At 63.3% G+C, this 16,097-nt stretch carries 17 protein-coding genes and 1 pseudogene; 8 read left to right on the forward strand and 10 right to left on the reverse strand.

Going from position 1 to position 16,097, the window contains the following annotated elements; genetic code table 11:
* Positions 1 to 231 precede the first annotated feature (231 nt).
* The 4 genes from ACP2YP_RS35600 to ACP2YP_RS35615 form a co-directional block, all read right to left on the reverse strand.
* The gene (locus ACP2YP_RS35600) at positions 232 to 1,140 is read right to left on the reverse strand and encodes a DMT family transporter (RefSeq protein ID WP_426420981.1); all 909 of its coding nucleotides are present in this window, start codon (positions 1,138 to 1,140) and stop codon (positions 232 to 234) included.
* A 291-nt stretch (positions 1,141 to 1,431) separates the two neighbouring features.
* A complete protein-coding gene (locus ACP2YP_RS35605; RefSeq protein ID WP_195804748.1) occupies positions 1,432 to 1,887 on the reverse strand; it encodes a MaoC family dehydratase in 456 nt (151 codons plus the stop codon).
* A 208-nt stretch (positions 1,888 to 2,095) separates the two neighbouring features.
* On the reverse strand, positions 2,096 to 2,659 hold the full coding sequence (locus ACP2YP_RS35610) for an N-acetyltransferase family protein (RefSeq protein ID WP_426420982.1): 564 nt from the start codon (positions 2,657 to 2,659) through the stop codon (positions 2,096 to 2,098).
* Positions 2,660 to 2,828: 169 nt separating this feature from the next.
* Positions 2,829 to 3,257, reverse strand: coding sequence for a PaaI family thioesterase (locus ACP2YP_RS35615; RefSeq protein ID WP_426420983.1), 429 nt, complete (start codon positions 3,255 to 3,257; stop codon positions 2,829 to 2,831).
* A 614-nt stretch (positions 3,258 to 3,871) separates the two neighbouring features.
* Between ACP2YP_RS35615 and ACP2YP_RS35620 the strand changes: the two genes are divergently transcribed.
* The gene (locus ACP2YP_RS35620) at positions 3,872 to 4,183 is read left to right on the forward strand and encodes a hypothetical protein (protein WP_035971275.1); all 312 of its coding nucleotides are present in this window, start codon (positions 3,872 to 3,874) and stop codon (positions 4,181 to 4,183) included.
* 83 nt (positions 4,184 to 4,266) lie between these two features.
* On the forward strand, positions 4,267 to 4,962 hold the full coding sequence (locus ACP2YP_RS35625) for a winged helix-turn-helix transcriptional regulator (protein ID WP_426420984.1): 696 nt from the start codon (positions 4,267 to 4,269) through the stop codon (positions 4,960 to 4,962).
* Between the two features lie 389 nt (positions 4,963 to 5,351).
* On the opposite strand, the gene ACP2YP_RS35630 is transcribed toward ACP2YP_RS35625, so the two are convergent.
* From ACP2YP_RS35630 to ACP2YP_RS35640, 3 genes and pseudogenes are all read right to left on the reverse strand, one after another.
* On the reverse strand, positions 5,352 to 6,479 hold the full coding sequence (locus ACP2YP_RS35630; protein WP_426420985.1) for an AAA family ATPase: 1,128 nt from the start codon (positions 6,477 to 6,479) through the stop codon (positions 5,352 to 5,354).
* Positions 6,480 to 6,601: 122 nt separating this feature from the next.
* Positions 6,602 to 6,931 (reverse strand): annotated as a pseudogene (locus ACP2YP_RS35635) (efflux RND transporter permease subunit); the annotation flags it as partial.
* Positions 6,932 to 7,029: 98 nt separating this feature from the next.
* Positions 7,030 to 8,061 (reverse strand): SAM-dependent methyltransferase, encoded by a 1,032-nt coding sequence (locus tag ACP2YP_RS35640; protein ID WP_426420986.1) that lies wholly within the window; start codon positions 8,059 to 8,061, stop codon positions 7,030 to 7,032.
* Positions 8,062 to 8,231: 170 nt separating this feature from the next.
* Between ACP2YP_RS35640 and ACP2YP_RS35645 the strand changes: the two genes are divergently transcribed.
* From ACP2YP_RS35645 to ACP2YP_RS35660, 4 genes are all read left to right on the forward strand, one after another.
* Positions 8,232 to 9,254 (forward strand): flagellar motor protein MotA, encoded by a 1,023-nt coding sequence (locus tag ACP2YP_RS35645; protein ID WP_426420987.1) that lies wholly within the window; start codon positions 8,232 to 8,234, stop codon positions 9,252 to 9,254.
* A 155-nt stretch (positions 9,255 to 9,409) separates the two neighbouring features.
* Complete coding sequence (locus ACP2YP_RS35650; protein WP_426420988.1) at positions 9,410 to 10,438, forward strand: peptidoglycan -binding protein; 1,029 nt, start codon at positions 9,410 to 9,412, stop codon at positions 10,436 to 10,438.
* Complete coding sequence (locus tag ACP2YP_RS35655; RefSeq protein ID WP_426420989.1) at positions 10,438 to 10,884, forward strand: GNAT family N-acetyltransferase; 447 nt, start codon at positions 10,438 to 10,440, stop codon at positions 10,882 to 10,884. Before ACP2YP_RS35650 ends, ACP2YP_RS35655 begins: the two co-directional genes overlap by 1 nt.
* 67 nt (positions 10,885 to 10,951) lie before the next feature.
* The gene (locus ACP2YP_RS35660) at positions 10,952 to 11,233 is read left to right on the forward strand and encodes a hypothetical protein (protein WP_426420990.1); all 282 of its coding nucleotides are present in this window, start codon (positions 10,952 to 10,954) and stop codon (positions 11,231 to 11,233) included.
* 18 nt (positions 11,234 to 11,251) lie between these two features.
* On the opposite strand, the gene ACP2YP_RS35665 is transcribed toward ACP2YP_RS35660, so the two are convergent.
* A complete protein-coding gene (locus ACP2YP_RS35665) occupies positions 11,252 to 13,078 on the reverse strand; it encodes an ABC transporter ATP-binding protein/permease (RefSeq protein ID WP_426420991.1) in 1,827 nt (608 codons plus the stop codon).
* 203 nt (positions 13,079 to 13,281) lie between these two features.
* Between ACP2YP_RS35665 and rpmE the strand changes: the two genes are divergently transcribed.
* Positions 13,282 to 13,509, forward strand: a complete 228-nt coding sequence (rpmE, locus tag ACP2YP_RS35670; RefSeq protein WP_027530154.1) for a 50S ribosomal protein L31 — start codon at positions 13,282 to 13,284, stop codon at positions 13,507 to 13,509.
* Positions 13,510 to 13,664: 155 nt separating this feature from the next.
* Here the strand turns inward: rpmE and ACP2YP_RS35675 are convergent, their stop codons facing one another.
* Together ACP2YP_RS35675 and ACP2YP_RS35680 are read right to left on the reverse strand one after the other, a co-directional pair.
* Positions 13,665 to 14,174 carry a DUF1465 family protein gene (locus ACP2YP_RS35675; RefSeq protein ID WP_426420992.1) on the reverse strand — a complete coding sequence of 170 codons (510 nt, stop codon included), beginning with the start codon at positions 14,172 to 14,174 and terminating at the stop codon, positions 13,665 to 13,667.
* A 545-nt stretch (positions 14,175 to 14,719) separates the two neighbouring features.
* Complete coding sequence (locus ACP2YP_RS35680) at positions 14,720 to 14,911, reverse strand: DUF1192 domain-containing protein (RefSeq protein WP_426420993.1); 192 nt, start codon at positions 14,909 to 14,911, stop codon at positions 14,720 to 14,722.
* Positions 14,912 to 15,031: 120 nt separating this feature from the next.
* Between ACP2YP_RS35680 and ACP2YP_RS35685 the strand changes: the two genes are divergently transcribed.
* Entirely contained in the window at positions 15,032 to 16,030 is a 999-nt protein-coding gene (locus ACP2YP_RS35685) for an NAD(P)H-quinone oxidoreductase (RefSeq protein WP_426420994.1), read from the forward strand.
* The last annotated feature ends 67 nt before the right edge of the window (positions 16,031 to 16,097 follow it).

The raw sequence follows: 16,097 nt of genomic DNA on the forward strand, positions 1-16,097 counted from the left end.
AGCGGACATCAGCCAGCCGACATCTCCGCTGAAACGTCGGAAATTGACCCAAAGCTGACTTCGGCGATCACCGCCTGCCGCGAATTGGAGCGACAAGCAATTCAAAATGAATCAAAAAAGTTGCGGCTGTTGCGTCTGTGGGTTTACGTCGCTGCGCGCTTAAGCAGCCGGGCTCGGCGATTCGGAAAGCCAAGGCGCTGACCGAAGCCGACATGCCTGCGGCGCGGTCCATCATCTGCGTCCCCGCAACTCCAGTGCCACCCCTCCAAGTGTCAGCACGAATGCGCAGATTTCTCGGAAACCTAGCGCTTCACCGAGAATCGCAGTGGCAGACAGCGCGCCGACAACCGGGACCAGTAGAAGCCCGGTCGATGCCGTCGCTGCGGGAACACGCTCAAGGGCAGCGAACCACGAGAGATAACAGAGAGCCATGGAACACACCGCCTGGTAGGCGAGCCCGCCTGCTCCAGCGAAGCTCAGCGGCCTGATCTCCGACCCGTTGAGGGTCAAGCCAACGACGATCATTGCCGCCGAACCGAGGCCGATCTGCCACGCGGTTGAGACCATCGGCGGCAGTGGAATAGGCGCCCGGGAGGTGACCGCGCCCAGGGCGAACAGGATGGCCGCGGCAAGGGCGAGCGCCACGCCCGGAAAGGTTTCGATCCCGCCTCCAAAATTCGCCCCCATAAGGAGGACCAATCCGGCCATGCCGAGGCACAGGGCGATCACACTTCGCAGCCTGGGGCGCTCCCCAAGGATCGGCCAGGCGAGCAACGTCGCCCAGATCGGCATGGAGTAAGTCAGCAGCGCAGCTTGTGCCACCGTAAGCCACAGCAGCGCCAGGGCTGTGAAGCCCATAGGGGCGAACACATTAGTCGCTGCCCCGAGGGCGAGCCGCGGCGCCAGGCTGCGCGAGGGTAAGAGGTTCTGTCCCCGCACCACCGCGATGATGGCAAGGCCGAGCGCGGCAGCCAGCCCGGCGCAGCCGCGGGCGAACAGCGGCGGCCAATCGTGCATGGCGAGCTTCATCGTGGGCCAGCCGAGGCCCCAACCAACGGCGGTCGCGACCACAAGCAGCAGGCCCCAAGCGTGCGAGCGAATAGCGCGATTGCATTTGTTCAACGGGGTATTGGGCGTCATTTCGGTCTCTGCTGCAGTTCGGAACATAGTCAGTGCGGCCGCCGCACAGCCGGCCATATTGGGCTTCCCTCGGCCGGTCGGCCCATAGGACGCGGAAAGATTGAGCCGCCCGCCGGTAATGATCGACCGCAGCCGAAGGGTAGCCGCCGGGCGCAGCCTCGCTGGCCCTTGCGTCAGACGGCCGGTCTCCGCCGCGTCGAATCCGACAAGGCGATAGGTGACGCCCACAAGGGCTACGGTGTTCCCGTCATCCCGCGGACCCTTGGGCGCCTCGATCGCCTCACCGCGCGTCTAGATCGCTTTCGGCCGACACGGCACAAAACCAATCGGAGTGAAAGTGTAAACCGCGTCGCCGTTCTGATTGTAAGCAATCCACTTGATCAAAACGGTGCCTTGAGGCTTGGACTTGGAAGGCGTGAGGCCAACAACTTCGCCTTCGACGAACAGGATATCGCCGGGTCTCACCGGCATCATCCAGCGAAGACCGTCAACTCCGAGACCAATGAGGGGATGAGGACCAAACGGACGAGTTTGAACCGCAAGGCTCATTGCTATGGCAGCGGTGTGCCATCCCGATGCTGCGAGGCCTTTGAAAATCGTTTTTTGCGCAGCGTCATCGTCTAGATGAAACGGCTGCGGATCGAACTTGGCCGCGAACTGCTTGATATCGTGCTCGGAGACTTGGACAGTTCCACTTTTGAAGCGCATTCCCAAAGACAAATCCTCGAACCACTCGATCATCGCCAGTCCCTCAAATCACTGTGGGGCGTGGCCGATTGGTCCCGGCCATCGACCTCGCTTGACGGTATTGTCGCGTATCGCTGCCCGCCGACCCCGCCTCCCAAATTTGCCCCCATAAGGAGGACCAATCCGGCCAGCCCGAGGCACAGGGCGATCACACTTCGCAGCCTGGGGCGCTTGCATTTGTTCAACGTCGTAAAAGGGGTATCGGGCGTCATTTCGGTCTCTGCTGCAGCGGAGCCAGTCTCTTTACAAGCCGCATTACGCCCGGCGCGCCGAGACTCGCAGAAATCTTGAAGCCAGCTTTTGCTGCCACCGCCAGCATTTTCTTATTACTAGCAAATGTCTGAGCCGTTATCTGACGAACGCCGGCCTCTGACGCGAAGCATTCAAGTCTGCCCAAGAGCAGTTTTGCGAGGCCGTTACTCTGCCAGGAGTCGGCCACCGATACCGCAAATTCTGCTGACGAGGCGTCGGCCGCTCGAACATAGCGCGCCTCTCCAATTACGACTTCGCAGCCATCGACGAAGACTTCGGCAACGAGCGCGACATGATTGGCATAGTCAACCTGCGTGAATTGCCGCAACAGTTCGGAAGACAGTCCATTGACAGGATGCATGAACCGACTGCACCGCGCGTCAGCAGAGAGACTATGGAAGAACGCGTTCAGAAGTTCCCGATCCTGCGGCAAGACAGGCCGGATAACGACACGTTCGCCAGCAGTCAGATGTACCACGTCGATCAATTCGGCAGGATAACGCTGGATTTGGTAAGCCATTCTTCAATCGCTCGAGGCCGCACGTCGAATCGTGCCGGGTGCGCCACACCGGCAGCTCACGTCGGAATGGAAGCCCAAGAAAATTGCTCCCTCTGCGACCGACGGCGGAGCCGATAGACGGACACCACTCCGGACGGAGCCGGGTTTCGGCGTAGCCGACGACTGCCAATCACGCTTTCGGCCACAGGACCAATTGCGTGTTGCGAAAGTAAGCGATTGCGACGCCATCGGCCTCGCGGCGCACTTCGGCGTCCCACACTTGCGTGGTACGTCCTTTATGTATCGGACGCGCGGTACAGATCACGATGCCCTCGCGTGTCGTTCCGATTAGGTTGCTCTTGAGCTCAACGGTGGTGAAACCACTGGCGCCGGCCGGAAGGCCGCGCAGAGTCCCGTAACCACAGCAGGTGTCAGCGAGTGACGTCACGGTGCCGGCGTGCAGATAGCCATGCCAGGCGGCGTGGGCGCTGCTTACCTCAAGCGTCGCGACAACTTCATCAGCCTCTACTTTACGAAAGCGCATCGCAAGGAGACCGGGGAGATAATCGTCGCCGGCTGCGTTCCAGGCGTCCAGTGTTTCGGGGATCTTGATATCCATTGATCTGCTCTCCTGAATGACGCGCGGCAAGCAACGAGAGCCGTGCACCGAAAAATGTCCTCGATTCCTATGTAGGCCGTTCGAGGATATTATCGCTCCGAAATGCTGGCGCGTTGGGTGCGTAATCCGGACCGCTTCGCCGAGGTTTCTGGCGCTAACGCAGTGGGGCGAAGAACATGTCACCGGCCGAGACGCTCCGGTCGAAATCATTGATCGTCAAGGAAAGCCTCCGCGTGTACGCCTGATCGACAGTGAGGGTGCAACCGTACCATTGACCGCCGCCACGCTGAGACTGAGGAAGCCGAAGCGATAGGCATTCCCACGCTGGCCGCAGCAACGCGGAAGACGCGTCGTAACATCCTGTTCTCCCGCACGAAGCGACGGAGCGGAACGACGGTGGACTCGGGCGACAGGCGTCGCCGCATCGTTTGCCGCGATCACACCTGTTCGTCGCGATAGCGGCTTCCGAGACGACCGAGCGGCTCGGTCTCGCGTGGCGACGCCACACCCGGGCGGCGTTCAACGAGCAAGGTCAGAATTCCATACCCCGCAGACAACGCCGGCCAATCCATACTGCTCTGGCAACTTCACTCATGGTTAGGAAGGAACACACCATGTCAGCTCATCTCCTCATTATCTATCCTATCCCCAAAGACGCCGTGGCGTTTGAGCGCGCCTATCATGACGAGCATCTTTCCTACGCCGGCCCGAGACTCATCGGCGCGACAGGTATCGTCACCAAGCGCGTGGTCGGGCCGGCGTTTGCGCCACCGCCCTACCATTGGATGTCCGATGTAAGCTTTCCGACGATCGATGCACTGAAAAGCTGTGCAACGTCCAAGGGCGGCAAGGAAGCCCTGGAACACGCCGCGTCGATCAGTTCCGGCGGCGCGCCGACGATCGTTGTCGTCACCGACGAGACTTAATACTCGTCCCGACACAATCCAACAGGCGCGGGGGTACGGATTCCGGACCTGTGCAACTCGGCCATACCTGGTAGTCTGCCGGGATGGCCGGGTATGGACAGTTTTGCTCGATCGCGCGCGCCCATGAAGTCTTGGGTGGACGCTGGACGCTGCTTCTGGTGCGGGAACTTCTCTGCGGGAGCCGACGCTTCAACGACATTCGCCGAGGCATTCCTCGCATCTCCAAAACCATGTTGTCGGAGAGGCTCCAGGAACTGATCGCTATCGGCGCAGTCGAGCGCCACGATGGAAACTCGGGGCCGGAATATGAACTCACGGCGTCCGGGAAGGAGATCAGCTCCGTCGTCATGGCCTTGGGCACATGGGGTCAGCGCTTCCTGCCGCGTCAGTCCGAGAAGGAAAATCTCGACGCGGAGCCGTTGTTCGTCGATATGCAGCGGCGCGTGCGGAGCGATGCGCTCCCCGCTCGACCGATCGTCGTTCGGTTCGAGCTCGACGGTATGAAGCCCCGCTTTCTGCTGCTCAAAGCATCCGAAATATCTTTTTGTCTGGTGAACCCCGGGTTCCCCGAGCCATTGCTCCTGCGCGCAAAGCTACCAGTTCTAGTTGCGTGGTGGCGGGGGGACGTCAGCTTCATCGAAGCGAAACGGCTGGGGCTCGAGCTTTCTGGAAAGCGCGATCTGGCCCGCGCGTTTCCGACATGGTTCGATCGGTATCTTTTCGCGGATGTATTGCCGGTCGACGCCAGTTCTCAGCCGCGACGAGCGGCAGCATTTTGAGCGAGGGCAGGTCAAGAACGGTGCCGATGGGCCAGTCGAGGAGTGGCGAATGTTCAACGCCACGACTGAGCGCCACCGCCAGATATGGTCTAAATCGCTCATTTACCACACGCGCGCTGGAATCTCTCCTTTCCGCATGAGGAACTGAGAGAAGCCAATCGGGCAAAACCAGCACACCTTATCTAAGTTCCAATGCTTGGTCTCAAATTCCACCGAGTGATCGCCTAAAACAATCTGCATGATCCGTCTTGCGTCAGCCTCGTCCGGAATTGGCCCATCGCGACATACTGCGATGCCGCACGAACTTGGCCGCTATAGGAGCAAAGCAGGCGTACATGACGCCGGCTTTATAGGTGCACGGCCTCGCACGACGGCTCGACCTGCAACGACTAAGAGTCGTCTTGGTCGGATTCCTCGTCCCGATATTCACCGCCAATGGTCAGACCCTCGATGGTCGTGGCGCCTTTCGGCTTGATCACTCGGCGAAGCGGAACAGAAGTCTCGCTTCGCAATGCCTCCATCAGTTGTTCCGAGTGCGTGACAATCCAGATGTCCGCGCGGCGTGACGCCTTGGCGACCAGCCGCGCCAATGGCGCTAGAAGCGACGGATGCAGGCTGGTCTCCGGCTCGTTCAGCGCGATGAAGGGCGGCAGCCGATAGCCCATGAACACTGCGAGCAGGCAGATGTATTTTAGCGTCCCATCGGATAATTCGTGGGCCTTGAACGGCCGCGGCATATCCGCCAGTTGCAGCTCAAATTCACACCAACCATTTTCTTCCCATGCGCGGAGCTCAGCGCCCGGGAATGCATCCTGGATCGCGTCCTGCAAGTCGGTGGCGTCTTCCCGAATGGAATAGAGCGTCGCCAAGGCGGCGGCCAAATCGGTTCCATCGGCACTGAGCGAGGGTGTTGTGATCGCCAGACACGGCTTTCGTATCGGCGACGCCGGATCGGTGCGAAAGTCATGATAGAATCGCCAGCCCAGCATCGCGTTTCTGATCAGGTCGATTTCAGGGCATTCCCTGCCATCGGAAAAACCCGCAAGCGCCGTCTCAGACGGCAGCACCGCATCCTTGTGGCTGTTCCAGGCGCCGCTCTCGCCACGGACGCTGACGAGCGAATTCGTTCGCGCCATCAGCTGAACCTTACGTTTGCCCTGCGTCGTCTCGATACTTTCAGCCTTGATCATCGGTTCGCCGGAAAATGCCGCCTCAACCGGGCCGGGAAATCCGAGCTCAATGGAATATCTGAGACTATCGAATTTGGCCGACAAACGCAGTCGTCCATCTTCGCCTCGCTTGCGAAGGCCGGACCAGCAGACGGAATTTAATCCGCCTTCCTCGGCGATCGTGCGCGTGATTCGACCTGCCGCCGCGTCGCGCAACAGCGACAAGGACTTGTAGAGATTGGATTTGCCGACACCATTCTCACCCACAAACACGGACAAGGGGTGGATGGGTATCGAGAGCTGCCGAATGGAGCGATAGTTGGAGATCGCAACGTCGGTCGGACGCATCACATGCTCTCAATCAGCGGGTTGGCGGTGCATTCGCGCCGCGGTGCGAATACATGCCATCTCAATCCAGAGATGCAGTCTGGATTGACTATCCCGAGAAAGCAAGCCGACCGATCCGGCGTTCAGTGGCCGGCCCTCGCCGGCGCAGGCGGCCCATACGTCTCGGCCTTCTCCACTGCCTTCTCCCGATCCCCCGCCAGCACGCGCTGCACCGAGACGAAGAACACCGGCACCATCAGCAGCGCCAGGATCACCACCGCGATCATGCCGCCTATCACGACCGTGCCGAGCGATTGCTGGCTGGCGCCGCCGGCGCCGTGGGCGACGGCCATCGGCAGCACGCCGCAGATGAAGGCAAGGCCGGTCATCAGGATCGGGCGAAAGCGCAGGCGGCAGGCCTCGATGGTGGCGTCCACCAGCGGCTTGCCTTCCTTCCGCAGGTCCTTGGCGAACGCGCACTTGGCTTAAGTCTGGCTGCGCGTCCCTTACCTAGAAAGCCGGGCAAGCCGCGCAAGTCATCAAAGACGCGAGCCCGCAAGGCTGCTTAGACTCAGCAGCCCGCCGCCTTCATCCGATAGTGGCTGACACCCCACTCCGTTCCGTCGGCGTAACCGAACAGGCCGGCGGTGACGAGGAAGAACCAGCGCCAGCGCCGCATCCACAAATAGGTCTCGTCGCCATAGACGTTGCGCAAGGAGACTTCGATCGCGTCGCGATGCGCGTCGAAATTGGCGAGCCAATCAGTTGCGGTGCGCTGATAATGCGTGCCGCTCCAGCGCCATTCCTTCTCGATGGCGAAGATATCGGCATATTGCCGGATGAGCTGATGGCTCGGCATCACGCCACCGGTGAAGAAGTGCTGCGCGATCCAGTCCTCGCGATTGGCGCGGTCGAACGAATAGGAGCCGGCACGGTGGGTGAAGATGTGCATGAAGAAGCGCCCCTCCGGCGCAAGCCACGCGCGCACGCGCGTCATCAGCTTGCGCCAGTTCATGATGTGCTCGAACATCTCGACCGAGACGATGCGGTCGAACTGGCCCTCAGGCGCGAACACGTTCATGTCGGCGGTGACGACGCGCAGATTGAGCAGGCCGCGGCTCTGCGCGATGTCCTCGACATAGGCGCGCTGCGACTGCGAGTTCGACACCGCCGTGACCTTGGCATGCGGAAACTGCCGCGCGATCCACAGCGACAGCGAGCCCCAGCCGCAGCCGAGCTCGAGGACGGTCTGCCCGTCGGCGAGGCCGGCATGCTCGACGGTCTGACGCAGTGCTTCCTCCTCCGCCTCCTGCAGCGTCGTCGCATCGGTCTTGTAGAAGCAGGAGGAGTATTTGCGGTTCGGGCCCAGCACCTGCGCGAACAAGCTTTGCGGCACTTCGCAATGCTGGGTGTAGGCGGCATCGGCGTGCTCGGCGATCGGCCGCAGCATCATCCGTCCGGCGAAGGCCGCGTCGTCGGACACGCTGTGTGCGGCCAGCCGCGTCGCGGTGCGCGAGCACAGCCGCTGGATCGCGGCGCGAACCACGAGATCCGGCAGCGGCACGCGTTCGGCAGTCCCGATGATCGTGGACACGACGCTCATGCGAGCATTCCTTGGCCAGTTTGCCAGTTTTTCCTTGGACAGCAATGGGAAGAATGCCCGGTTTCAGCTTTGGGTTCCCACACCCTCCCCGAAATCCGCCATCCGGCGCTTTTTTTGAGCCGGCGCTGTGCCATAGTGCGGATGCAAGCAAGTAACGGATGATACCGGCCATGCCGTCAGGCGCCTCGCCCCGCTCCTCCCTCGAGATCGAATACACAAAACTGTCCTCGCCCAGCGTCTTCCTGGTGCGGATGCTGGTTTTCCTGGTGCTGTGCACGCTGGTGGGCGTGGTGCTCTACAAGCAGATCATCCAGGCCTTTTTCGCCAATCCCGGGCTGAACGCCCTGATCGGGGCGGTGCTGTTCATCGGCATCGTGCTGGCCTTCCGGCAGGTCATCCGGCTCTACCCTGAAGTGTCCTGGGTCAACAATTTCCGCATCGCCGACCCCGGCCTGGCGCCGGCCCGGCACCCAAAACTGCTGGCGCCGATGGCGATGATCCTGGGCGGCGAGCGCACCGGGCGGATGTCGATCACCCAGACCACGATGCGGCACCTGCTCGATTCGATCGCGACCCGCCTGGACGAGGCCCGCGACATCTCCCGTTACATGACCGGCCTGCTGGTCTTCCTCGGCCTGCTCGGCACCTTCTGGGGCCTGATCGAGACGGTCGGCTCGGTCGGCAAGGTGATCGACGGTCTCAAGGTCGGCGGCGATGCCGGCGCGCTGTTCGATACGCTGAAGGAGGGCCTTGCCGCCCCGCTCGGCGGCATGGGCATCTCGTTCTCGAGCTCGCTGTTCGGCCTCGCCGGCTCGCTGATCCTCGGCTTCCTCGATCTGCAATCGAGCCAGGCCCAGAACCGCTTCTACACCGACCTCGAAGACTGGCTCGCCACCACCGTGCGCGAATATGGCACCGGCGAGGTCGCCGCCGTCGCGAGCAGTGGCGGCGGGGTTGCCAGCGGCGAGCTCCAGGCCGCCGTCGAGCGCTTGCGCTCCGTGCTCGAGGAAGGCAGCGCCAGCCGCGGCACCACCGCGGCGATGGCGAGCCTCGCCGAGGCGATCCAGGCGCTGGTCTCGCACATGCGGACCGAGCAGCAGATGATCCGCGAATGGGCCGACGGCCAGGGCGAGCAGAACCGCGAGATCCGCCGCCTGCTGGAGCGCATCGCGCGTCAGCCCGAGAAGAGTTAAGGACAGAACGAAGGGCTCGTGCCCCGGACGCGATGCAGCACGAAGTGATGCGTCGCAGAGCCGGGGCCCAGAGAAACGAGGAATGGGTCCCGGCTCTGCGGAGCAGCGTTGCACGCTGCACCGCGTCCGGGACACGAGAGTGGAGACCGACGACAATGGCTCTAGCCCGCGGCCGCCGCAGCGAAGGCGCCTTCAACTACTGGCCCGGATTCGTCGACGCGCTGTCGACGCTGGTGCTGTCGATCGTGTTCCTGCTCTCGGTGTTCCTGGTCGTGCAGTTCTTCCTGTCGCAGGAGGTGACCGGCAAGGACAAGGCGTTGGAGCAGCTCAACGCCAAGATCGCCCAGCTCAACGAGCTGCTGTCGCTGGAGAAGCTCGGCAAGCTCACGCTCGACGACCAGGTCTCATCGCTGAAGGCCGGACTCGCCTCGGCCGAGAGCGAGCGCGATCGCATCAAGGGCCTCTATGACGGCTTAGCTGCCGCCGGCAACGACGCGCAGGGCAAGACGTCCGAGCTCGGCAAGGCGCTGGACTCCGAGAAGGCAGTCTCGGCGCGGGCGCTGGCGCAGATCGAGGTGCTGAACCAGCAGATCAGCGCGCTGCGCCGGCAATTGGCGGCACTCGAAGAGGCGCTCGACGCGAGCGAGAAGCGCGACAAGGAATCGCAAAATCGCATTGCCGATCTCGGCTCACGCCTGAACGTCGCGCTGGCGCAGCGCGTGCAGGAATTGTCGCGGTACCGCTCGGAGTTCTTCGGGCGCTTACGCGCCATTCTCGGCAACCGCCCTGACATCCGCGTGGTCGGCGACCGCTTCGTGTTCCAGTCCGAAGTGTTCTTCGACACCGGACAGGCGACGCTGCTGCCCGAGGGCCGCGCCGAGCTCGACACGGTCGCGGCCGCGCTGATCGAGCTCGACAAGAAGATCCCGGCCGAGATCGCCTGGGTGCTGCGCGTCGACGGCCATACCGACGTGCGGCCGGTGAATGGCCCGAATTTCAAGTCGAACTGGGACCTGTCGGCGGCACGCGCGATCTCAGTGGTGCAATATCTGATCTCGCTCGGTGTGCCGGCCCAGCGCCTGGTCGCCGCCGGCTTCGGCGAATTCCAGCCGCTCGACACCGCCAACACCGAGGACGCCTACAAGCGCAATCGCCGCATCGAGCTGAAGCTGACGGAGCGGTAGTGAGCGCGCTCCACCTCCGCCCCTACGCAGACGCTGACGAAGCGGCGGCGATCGACCTCTGGCATCGCACCTGGCAGCAGGCCTATCCGCAGATCGATTTTGCTGCGCGGCTGGACTGGTGGCGCGAGCGCTGGCGCAACGATCTTGTGCCGAAAGCCGCGATCGTGGTGGCCGAACAGGACGGCGCCCTGACCGGCTTCGTCACCATCGATGGTGACGGCTATCTCGACCAGCTCGTGGTTGATCCCAGTCATTGGGGCTCGGACGCGGCGAGGCTGCTGGTCGACGAAGTCAAGCGCCTGTCGCCATCAGGCGTCACGCTGCTCGTCAACAAGGACAACAGCCGCGCCATCCGCTTCTACGAGCGCAACGGCTTTGCCCATGAGGGCTCCGACGTGAACCCGACGTCGGGACGGCCGGTGCTGAAGATGATTTGGCGGCCGTGACTTCAGTCACGGAGAAGCCCGACGTGGTTTGCTAGTGTCGCAACCAGCAAGCAGATGGAGAGGATCGATGCGGCTGAGCGATCTGGCCAAGGGGGCCTCGGTCTGTCTCGGCGTCATTGTCGCCGGCTACCTGTCGACGATCTATGTCGACGAGCGCCTCGCGCCGCCGCCCAAGGTGGCAAGTGAGACAGCAAGTGAGACCACGAGTGCCCCTGCGCCGACGAGCACCCCCGCTCCGACAGACAGCCCGACTCCGGCCGACAGCGGATCGGCCTGCATCGGCGAGGGCGGCAGCTGGAAGAACTGGCCGTGGCCGAACGTGCCGATGGGCTCGCCGAAGTGCCCGTGAGCGCGTGAAGCCCCCACCTCACGCCCCCTCGAACTGCAACCTCGCCAGCCTGGCATAGAGCCCATTCACAGCAACCAGCTCGGCATGCGTGCCCTGCTCGACGATCTTGCCCTGGTCCATCACCAGGATGCGGTCGCAGGAGAGCACGGTAGCGAGGCGATGCGCGATCACCAGGGTGGTGCGGTGGCTCATCAGCTCTTCGAGCGCGGTCTGCACCAGCGTCTCGCTTTCGGCGTCGAGCGCGGAGGTCGCTTCATCGAGCAGCAAGAGCGGCGCATCGCGCAGGATGGCGCGCGCGATCGCGATGCGCTGGCGCTGGCCGCCGGAGAGGGTGACGCCGCGCTCGCCGAGCGGGGTGTCGAAACCTTCGGGCAGGCGGCGGATGAACTCGGCGGCATGCGCGAGCTCGGCCGCACGCTCGACCTCGGCATCACTCGCATCGGGCCGGCCGAAGCGGATGTTTTCTCGGGCGCTCGCGGCGAACACATTGGATTCCTGCGGCACCAGGGCGATGCGGGAGCGGAAATCGCGGGGGTCGGCGGCCTTCACCGGCACGCCGTCGAGCGAGATCGCGCCACCCCGCGGATCGTAGAAGCGCAGCAGCAGGTGGAAGATGGTGCTCTTGCCGGCGCCGGACGGGCCGACGATCGCAACCTTCTCGCCGGGCCGCACCGTGAACGACACGGCGTCGAGCACGTTGGCGTCGGGCCGCGCCGGATAGGCGAAGCTGACGCGATCGAAGCCGACCTCGCCGCGTCCCGGCACCGGCAGCGCACGCGGCGACGCCGGCGCCTTGATGTCGGGCTGCACGTGCAGGATCTCGAACAGGCGTTCGGCGGCGCCGGACGCGGCCGAGACCTCGCCCCAGACCTCGCTGAGCTGGCCGAGGCCTGCGGCAGCGAAGGCTGCATAGAGCACGAACTGGCCGAGCCGGCCCGGCGTGATCGCGCCGGTCAGCACGTCATGCGAGCCGATCCAGAGGATCCCGACCACGCTTGCGAACACGATGAAGATGACGATGGCGGTGAGAACCGCGCGGGCCTGGGTCGAGGTGCGCGCGGCCTCATAGGCCTGCTCGACCTCGCCGCCGAACCGCTTCGCAGCCAAGCCTTCGCTGGTATAGGCCTGCACGGTGCGGATCGCACCGACCAGCTCGCCGGCATAGGCGGACGCATCGGCAAGCGTGTCCTGCGCATTGCGCGAGAGGCGCCGCACCCAGCGCCCGAATGCGACCAGCGGCAGCACGATCAGGGGGATCGCCAGCAGCACGAAACCGGAGAGACGCGGGCTGGTAATCACCATCATCGCCGCCGCGCCAAAGAACATCATCAGATTGCGCAGCGCGATCGAAACGGAGGCGCCGACCGCGGATTTGATCTGCGTGGTGTCGGCGGTGAGGCGCGACACCAATTCGCCGCTGCGCGCGGAATCGAAGAAGGCCGGCGAGAGCGAGAGCAGATGCGCAAACACGTCGCGCCTGAGATCGGCGACGATGCGCTCGCCGATCGTCATCACGAGGTAGTAGCGCGAGGCGCTCGCCAGCGCGAGCACGGCGACCACCGCGATCATCACCGAGAAGTAGCTGTTGATCAGCGCGATGCCTTCCGGCGTCAGGCCGAAATCGATCATCCGGCGCACCGCGACCGGCACCAGCAGCGTGGTGAGCGCGGCGACCGTCAGCGCGACGAAGGCGAGCGCCGCCCGGCCGCGATAGCGGGCCACGTAAGGCGCGAGCGCCATCAGCGGCCGCAGCTTGGCGCGGCCCTTTTCCGGCTGCTCGATCAGCTCGGCTTCGATCGACGGGGCCTCTGCGGGCCCGGTTTCAAGCCGTTCTACTGCGCTCATTTAGAATCCGACCAAAAGAGAGACGTTAGCTCCACATAGGCCGCGGCAGGGGGCGAGGCAAATCCGGGATGTCCCTTAGGGGACGGCCCGGTTCTGCTGTCGCCACAATGGCTTGTTTTAGGGGACCTCGTGAGGTATAGACCCGGCCAAATCCGTCATTCGATAGTCACTCAAGCAAGGCGCCGGGCGCCCTAGGAATTGCCATGAAAGCCGAAATTCATCCGGATTATCATACGATTAAGGTCGTCATGACCGACGGAACCGAGTACCTGACCCGCTCCACCTGGGGCAAGGAAGGCGACACGCTGAACCTCGACATCGACCCGAAGTCGCACCCGGCCTGGACCGGCGGCAACGCCCAGCTGATGGATCGCGGCGGCCGCGTCTCGCGCTTCCAGAAGAAGTTTTCGGGCTTTCTCAAAAAGGATTGATCCGGCCGCACGGCTGGAGACTAAAAACGCCCCCGGCGGACCGGGGGCGTTTTTGTTTTTCCGACCGTCGTTCCGGGGCGATGCGTAGCATCGAACCCGGAACCTCGAGATTCCGGGTTCGCGCTTCGCGCGCCCCGGAATGACAACGTATAAGCCTACCGCTCGAACGCGGCCTTCAGCGCGTTGAGATGCGGCACCAGCGGGTTGCCGATCGCGGGGACGTCCGCCGGCGGGGTGTGGATGGTGGTGTCGAGGCGGCGCACGCGGGTCTGAAGGTTCATCGAACGATGGATCAGGTCCTGGAGCTGCGTCGGCAGCTTCTCGATGGTGTCGGCGGGGCCGGGATCGGCGGCGCTGAGCTTGACCTTGGTCTTCTCGCGGTTGGCCTGGACCAGCGTCATCTCGCCTTCCTTCACCGCGCGATGCAGCAGCAGCCACGAAGCGAGCTGCATCAGGCGGGTGGTGAGGCGCATGCTCTCGGTCGCGTAAGTCAGGCTGACGGCGCGATCGAGCGCCTTGGCTTCGTTGCGGCCGGCGCCGTCGAGATAGGCGGCGGTTTCTTCGACGAGATCCATGCCCTCACGGAACAGGACGCCGAACGCCGCAGAATTGGTGAACCGCTCGCTGAGTTGAACGAGAGCGCCGTCGGCCTGCAAACGTTCCATGGTTAACGCCCCTTACGCAACTGTTTACCCGTCCGGCTTTGGCGCCGGCTTATGATGAACAAATCATTGCGCGGGCGAGACGCGGAGTCCAGCGACAAGCGCGGATATGGTTTCCGCGGGTCTTTCCTACAAAGTTCAACCTAAGAGAACGCAAAAAAGAGCCGCCGGAAGGACCGGCGGCTTTGAAAGTTGATAACAGGGAGGCGTCAAACAGAGTGGACAGGAGCCACTCGGTGTCCAAACGAGGACAGTTCCAGTCATAAGCTCGAAAGCTTAATGGCGAGTAAACGAGCGATTATTTTGAGGATTCGTTAGCCATGTCGGTCAGTGGCCGAGCCCCGTGGCGCGTGCGTCTCTATCCGCCGTCATTCCGGGGCGCGACGAAGTCGTGAGAATCCATAACCCCAGGAAGACGGAGTGGCCCGCCTGCCCATTTCAACGTCCTGTGGTTATGGATTCCGGGCTCGGCGCTGACGCGCCGCCCCGGAATGACGGCGGGGGAATTCGGCGCACCGCGTCCGGAGACGCGAGAGTCGAGGCCGCCTCTACGTCTTGAACACACTGTTCGCCGCATCGCGGGAGGCGCGCTTCTTGGTGGCGGCTTCTTCCAGTCTTGCGATCTCGGTCTTCAGCAGGGTCACGCGCTCGGTCAGTTCCTCGACCGACAACAGTGAGAGATCTTGTCCGATCTCGTGGGTGACCTTCTTGCGCGGGCGGTCGTCGTCTTCCATCGACATCGTCGTTCCTCCGATCAGGTCCGCCAGGCGGTCAAACGAAGTTGAAGCGGTTGCCAGCGCCGGGCGCTCTGGTTAATCAACTGGCCTGTTCAATCCTGCCCTCTTCTCCAAGGACAAATCATGGAAAAGCTGCCCGCGCAAATGACCGTGGTCGCCATCTCCAAGCCCGGCGGACCGGAGGTGCTGGTGCCGGAACAACGGGCCCTGCCGCAGCCCGGTCCCGACGAGATCCTGGTCAGGGTGCAGGCCGCCGGCGTCAACCGGCCCGACGTGGCGCAGCGCTCCGGCGCCTACCCGCCGCCGCCCGGCGCCAGCGACCTGCCGGGTCTCGAGATCGCCGGTGAAGTGGTCGCCGTCGGCAGCAACGCCAAGCGGCACAAGATCGGCGACAAGGTGATGTCGCTCGTCGCCGGCGGCGGTTACGCGCAGTACTGCATCGCGCAGGACGCCCAGGCGATGAGCGTGCCGCCGGCCCTGTCGATCACGGAAGCCGGCGCGCTGCCGGAAACCCTGATGACGGTCTGGCACAATGTGTTCGAGCGCGGCGGCCTGAAGGCCGGCGAGACGCTGCTGATCCATGGCGGCTCCTCCGGCATCGGCACCATGGCGATCCAGCTTGCCAAGGCGTTCGGCGCAAAGGTGTTCGTCACCGTCGGATCGCAGGACAAGATCGATGCCTGCCTCAAGCTCGGCGCCGATCGCGCCATCAACTACAAAACCGAAGACTTCGTCGCCGTGGTCAAGGAAGAGACCAACAAGGTCGGCGTCAACCTGATCCTCGACATGGTCGCAGGCGAGTATGTCGACCGCAACTATGACGCCGCCGCGGTCGACGGCCGCATCGTGCAAATCGCAACCCTCAACGGCCCCAAGGTCAGCGTCAACATCGCCAAAGTGATGGTGAAACGGTTGACCCATACCGGCTCGACCTTGCGCCCCCGTAGTAATGCGGACAAGGCGGCAATGGTGGCCGCAATCGAGGCTAAAGCGATGCCGCTTTTGCGCGAAGGTCGCGTCAAACCGCTGATGGACAGCGCTTTCCCGCTGGAAAAGGCATCCGACGCACACCGGCGCATGGAGACCTCCGCACATATTGGCAAAATTGTGTTGGAGGTCTAGGCCGCTGACCCAGCAAACCAGGCGGAAACCCTTTGATTTTCTTGGGTTTCGTGGCATCTATCGCCGC

Origin of the sequence: Bradyrhizobium genosp. A, assembly GCF_049949275.1 — a bacterium.
Lineage (GTDB): Bacteria > Pseudomonadota > Alphaproteobacteria > Rhizobiales > Xanthobacteraceae > Bradyrhizobium.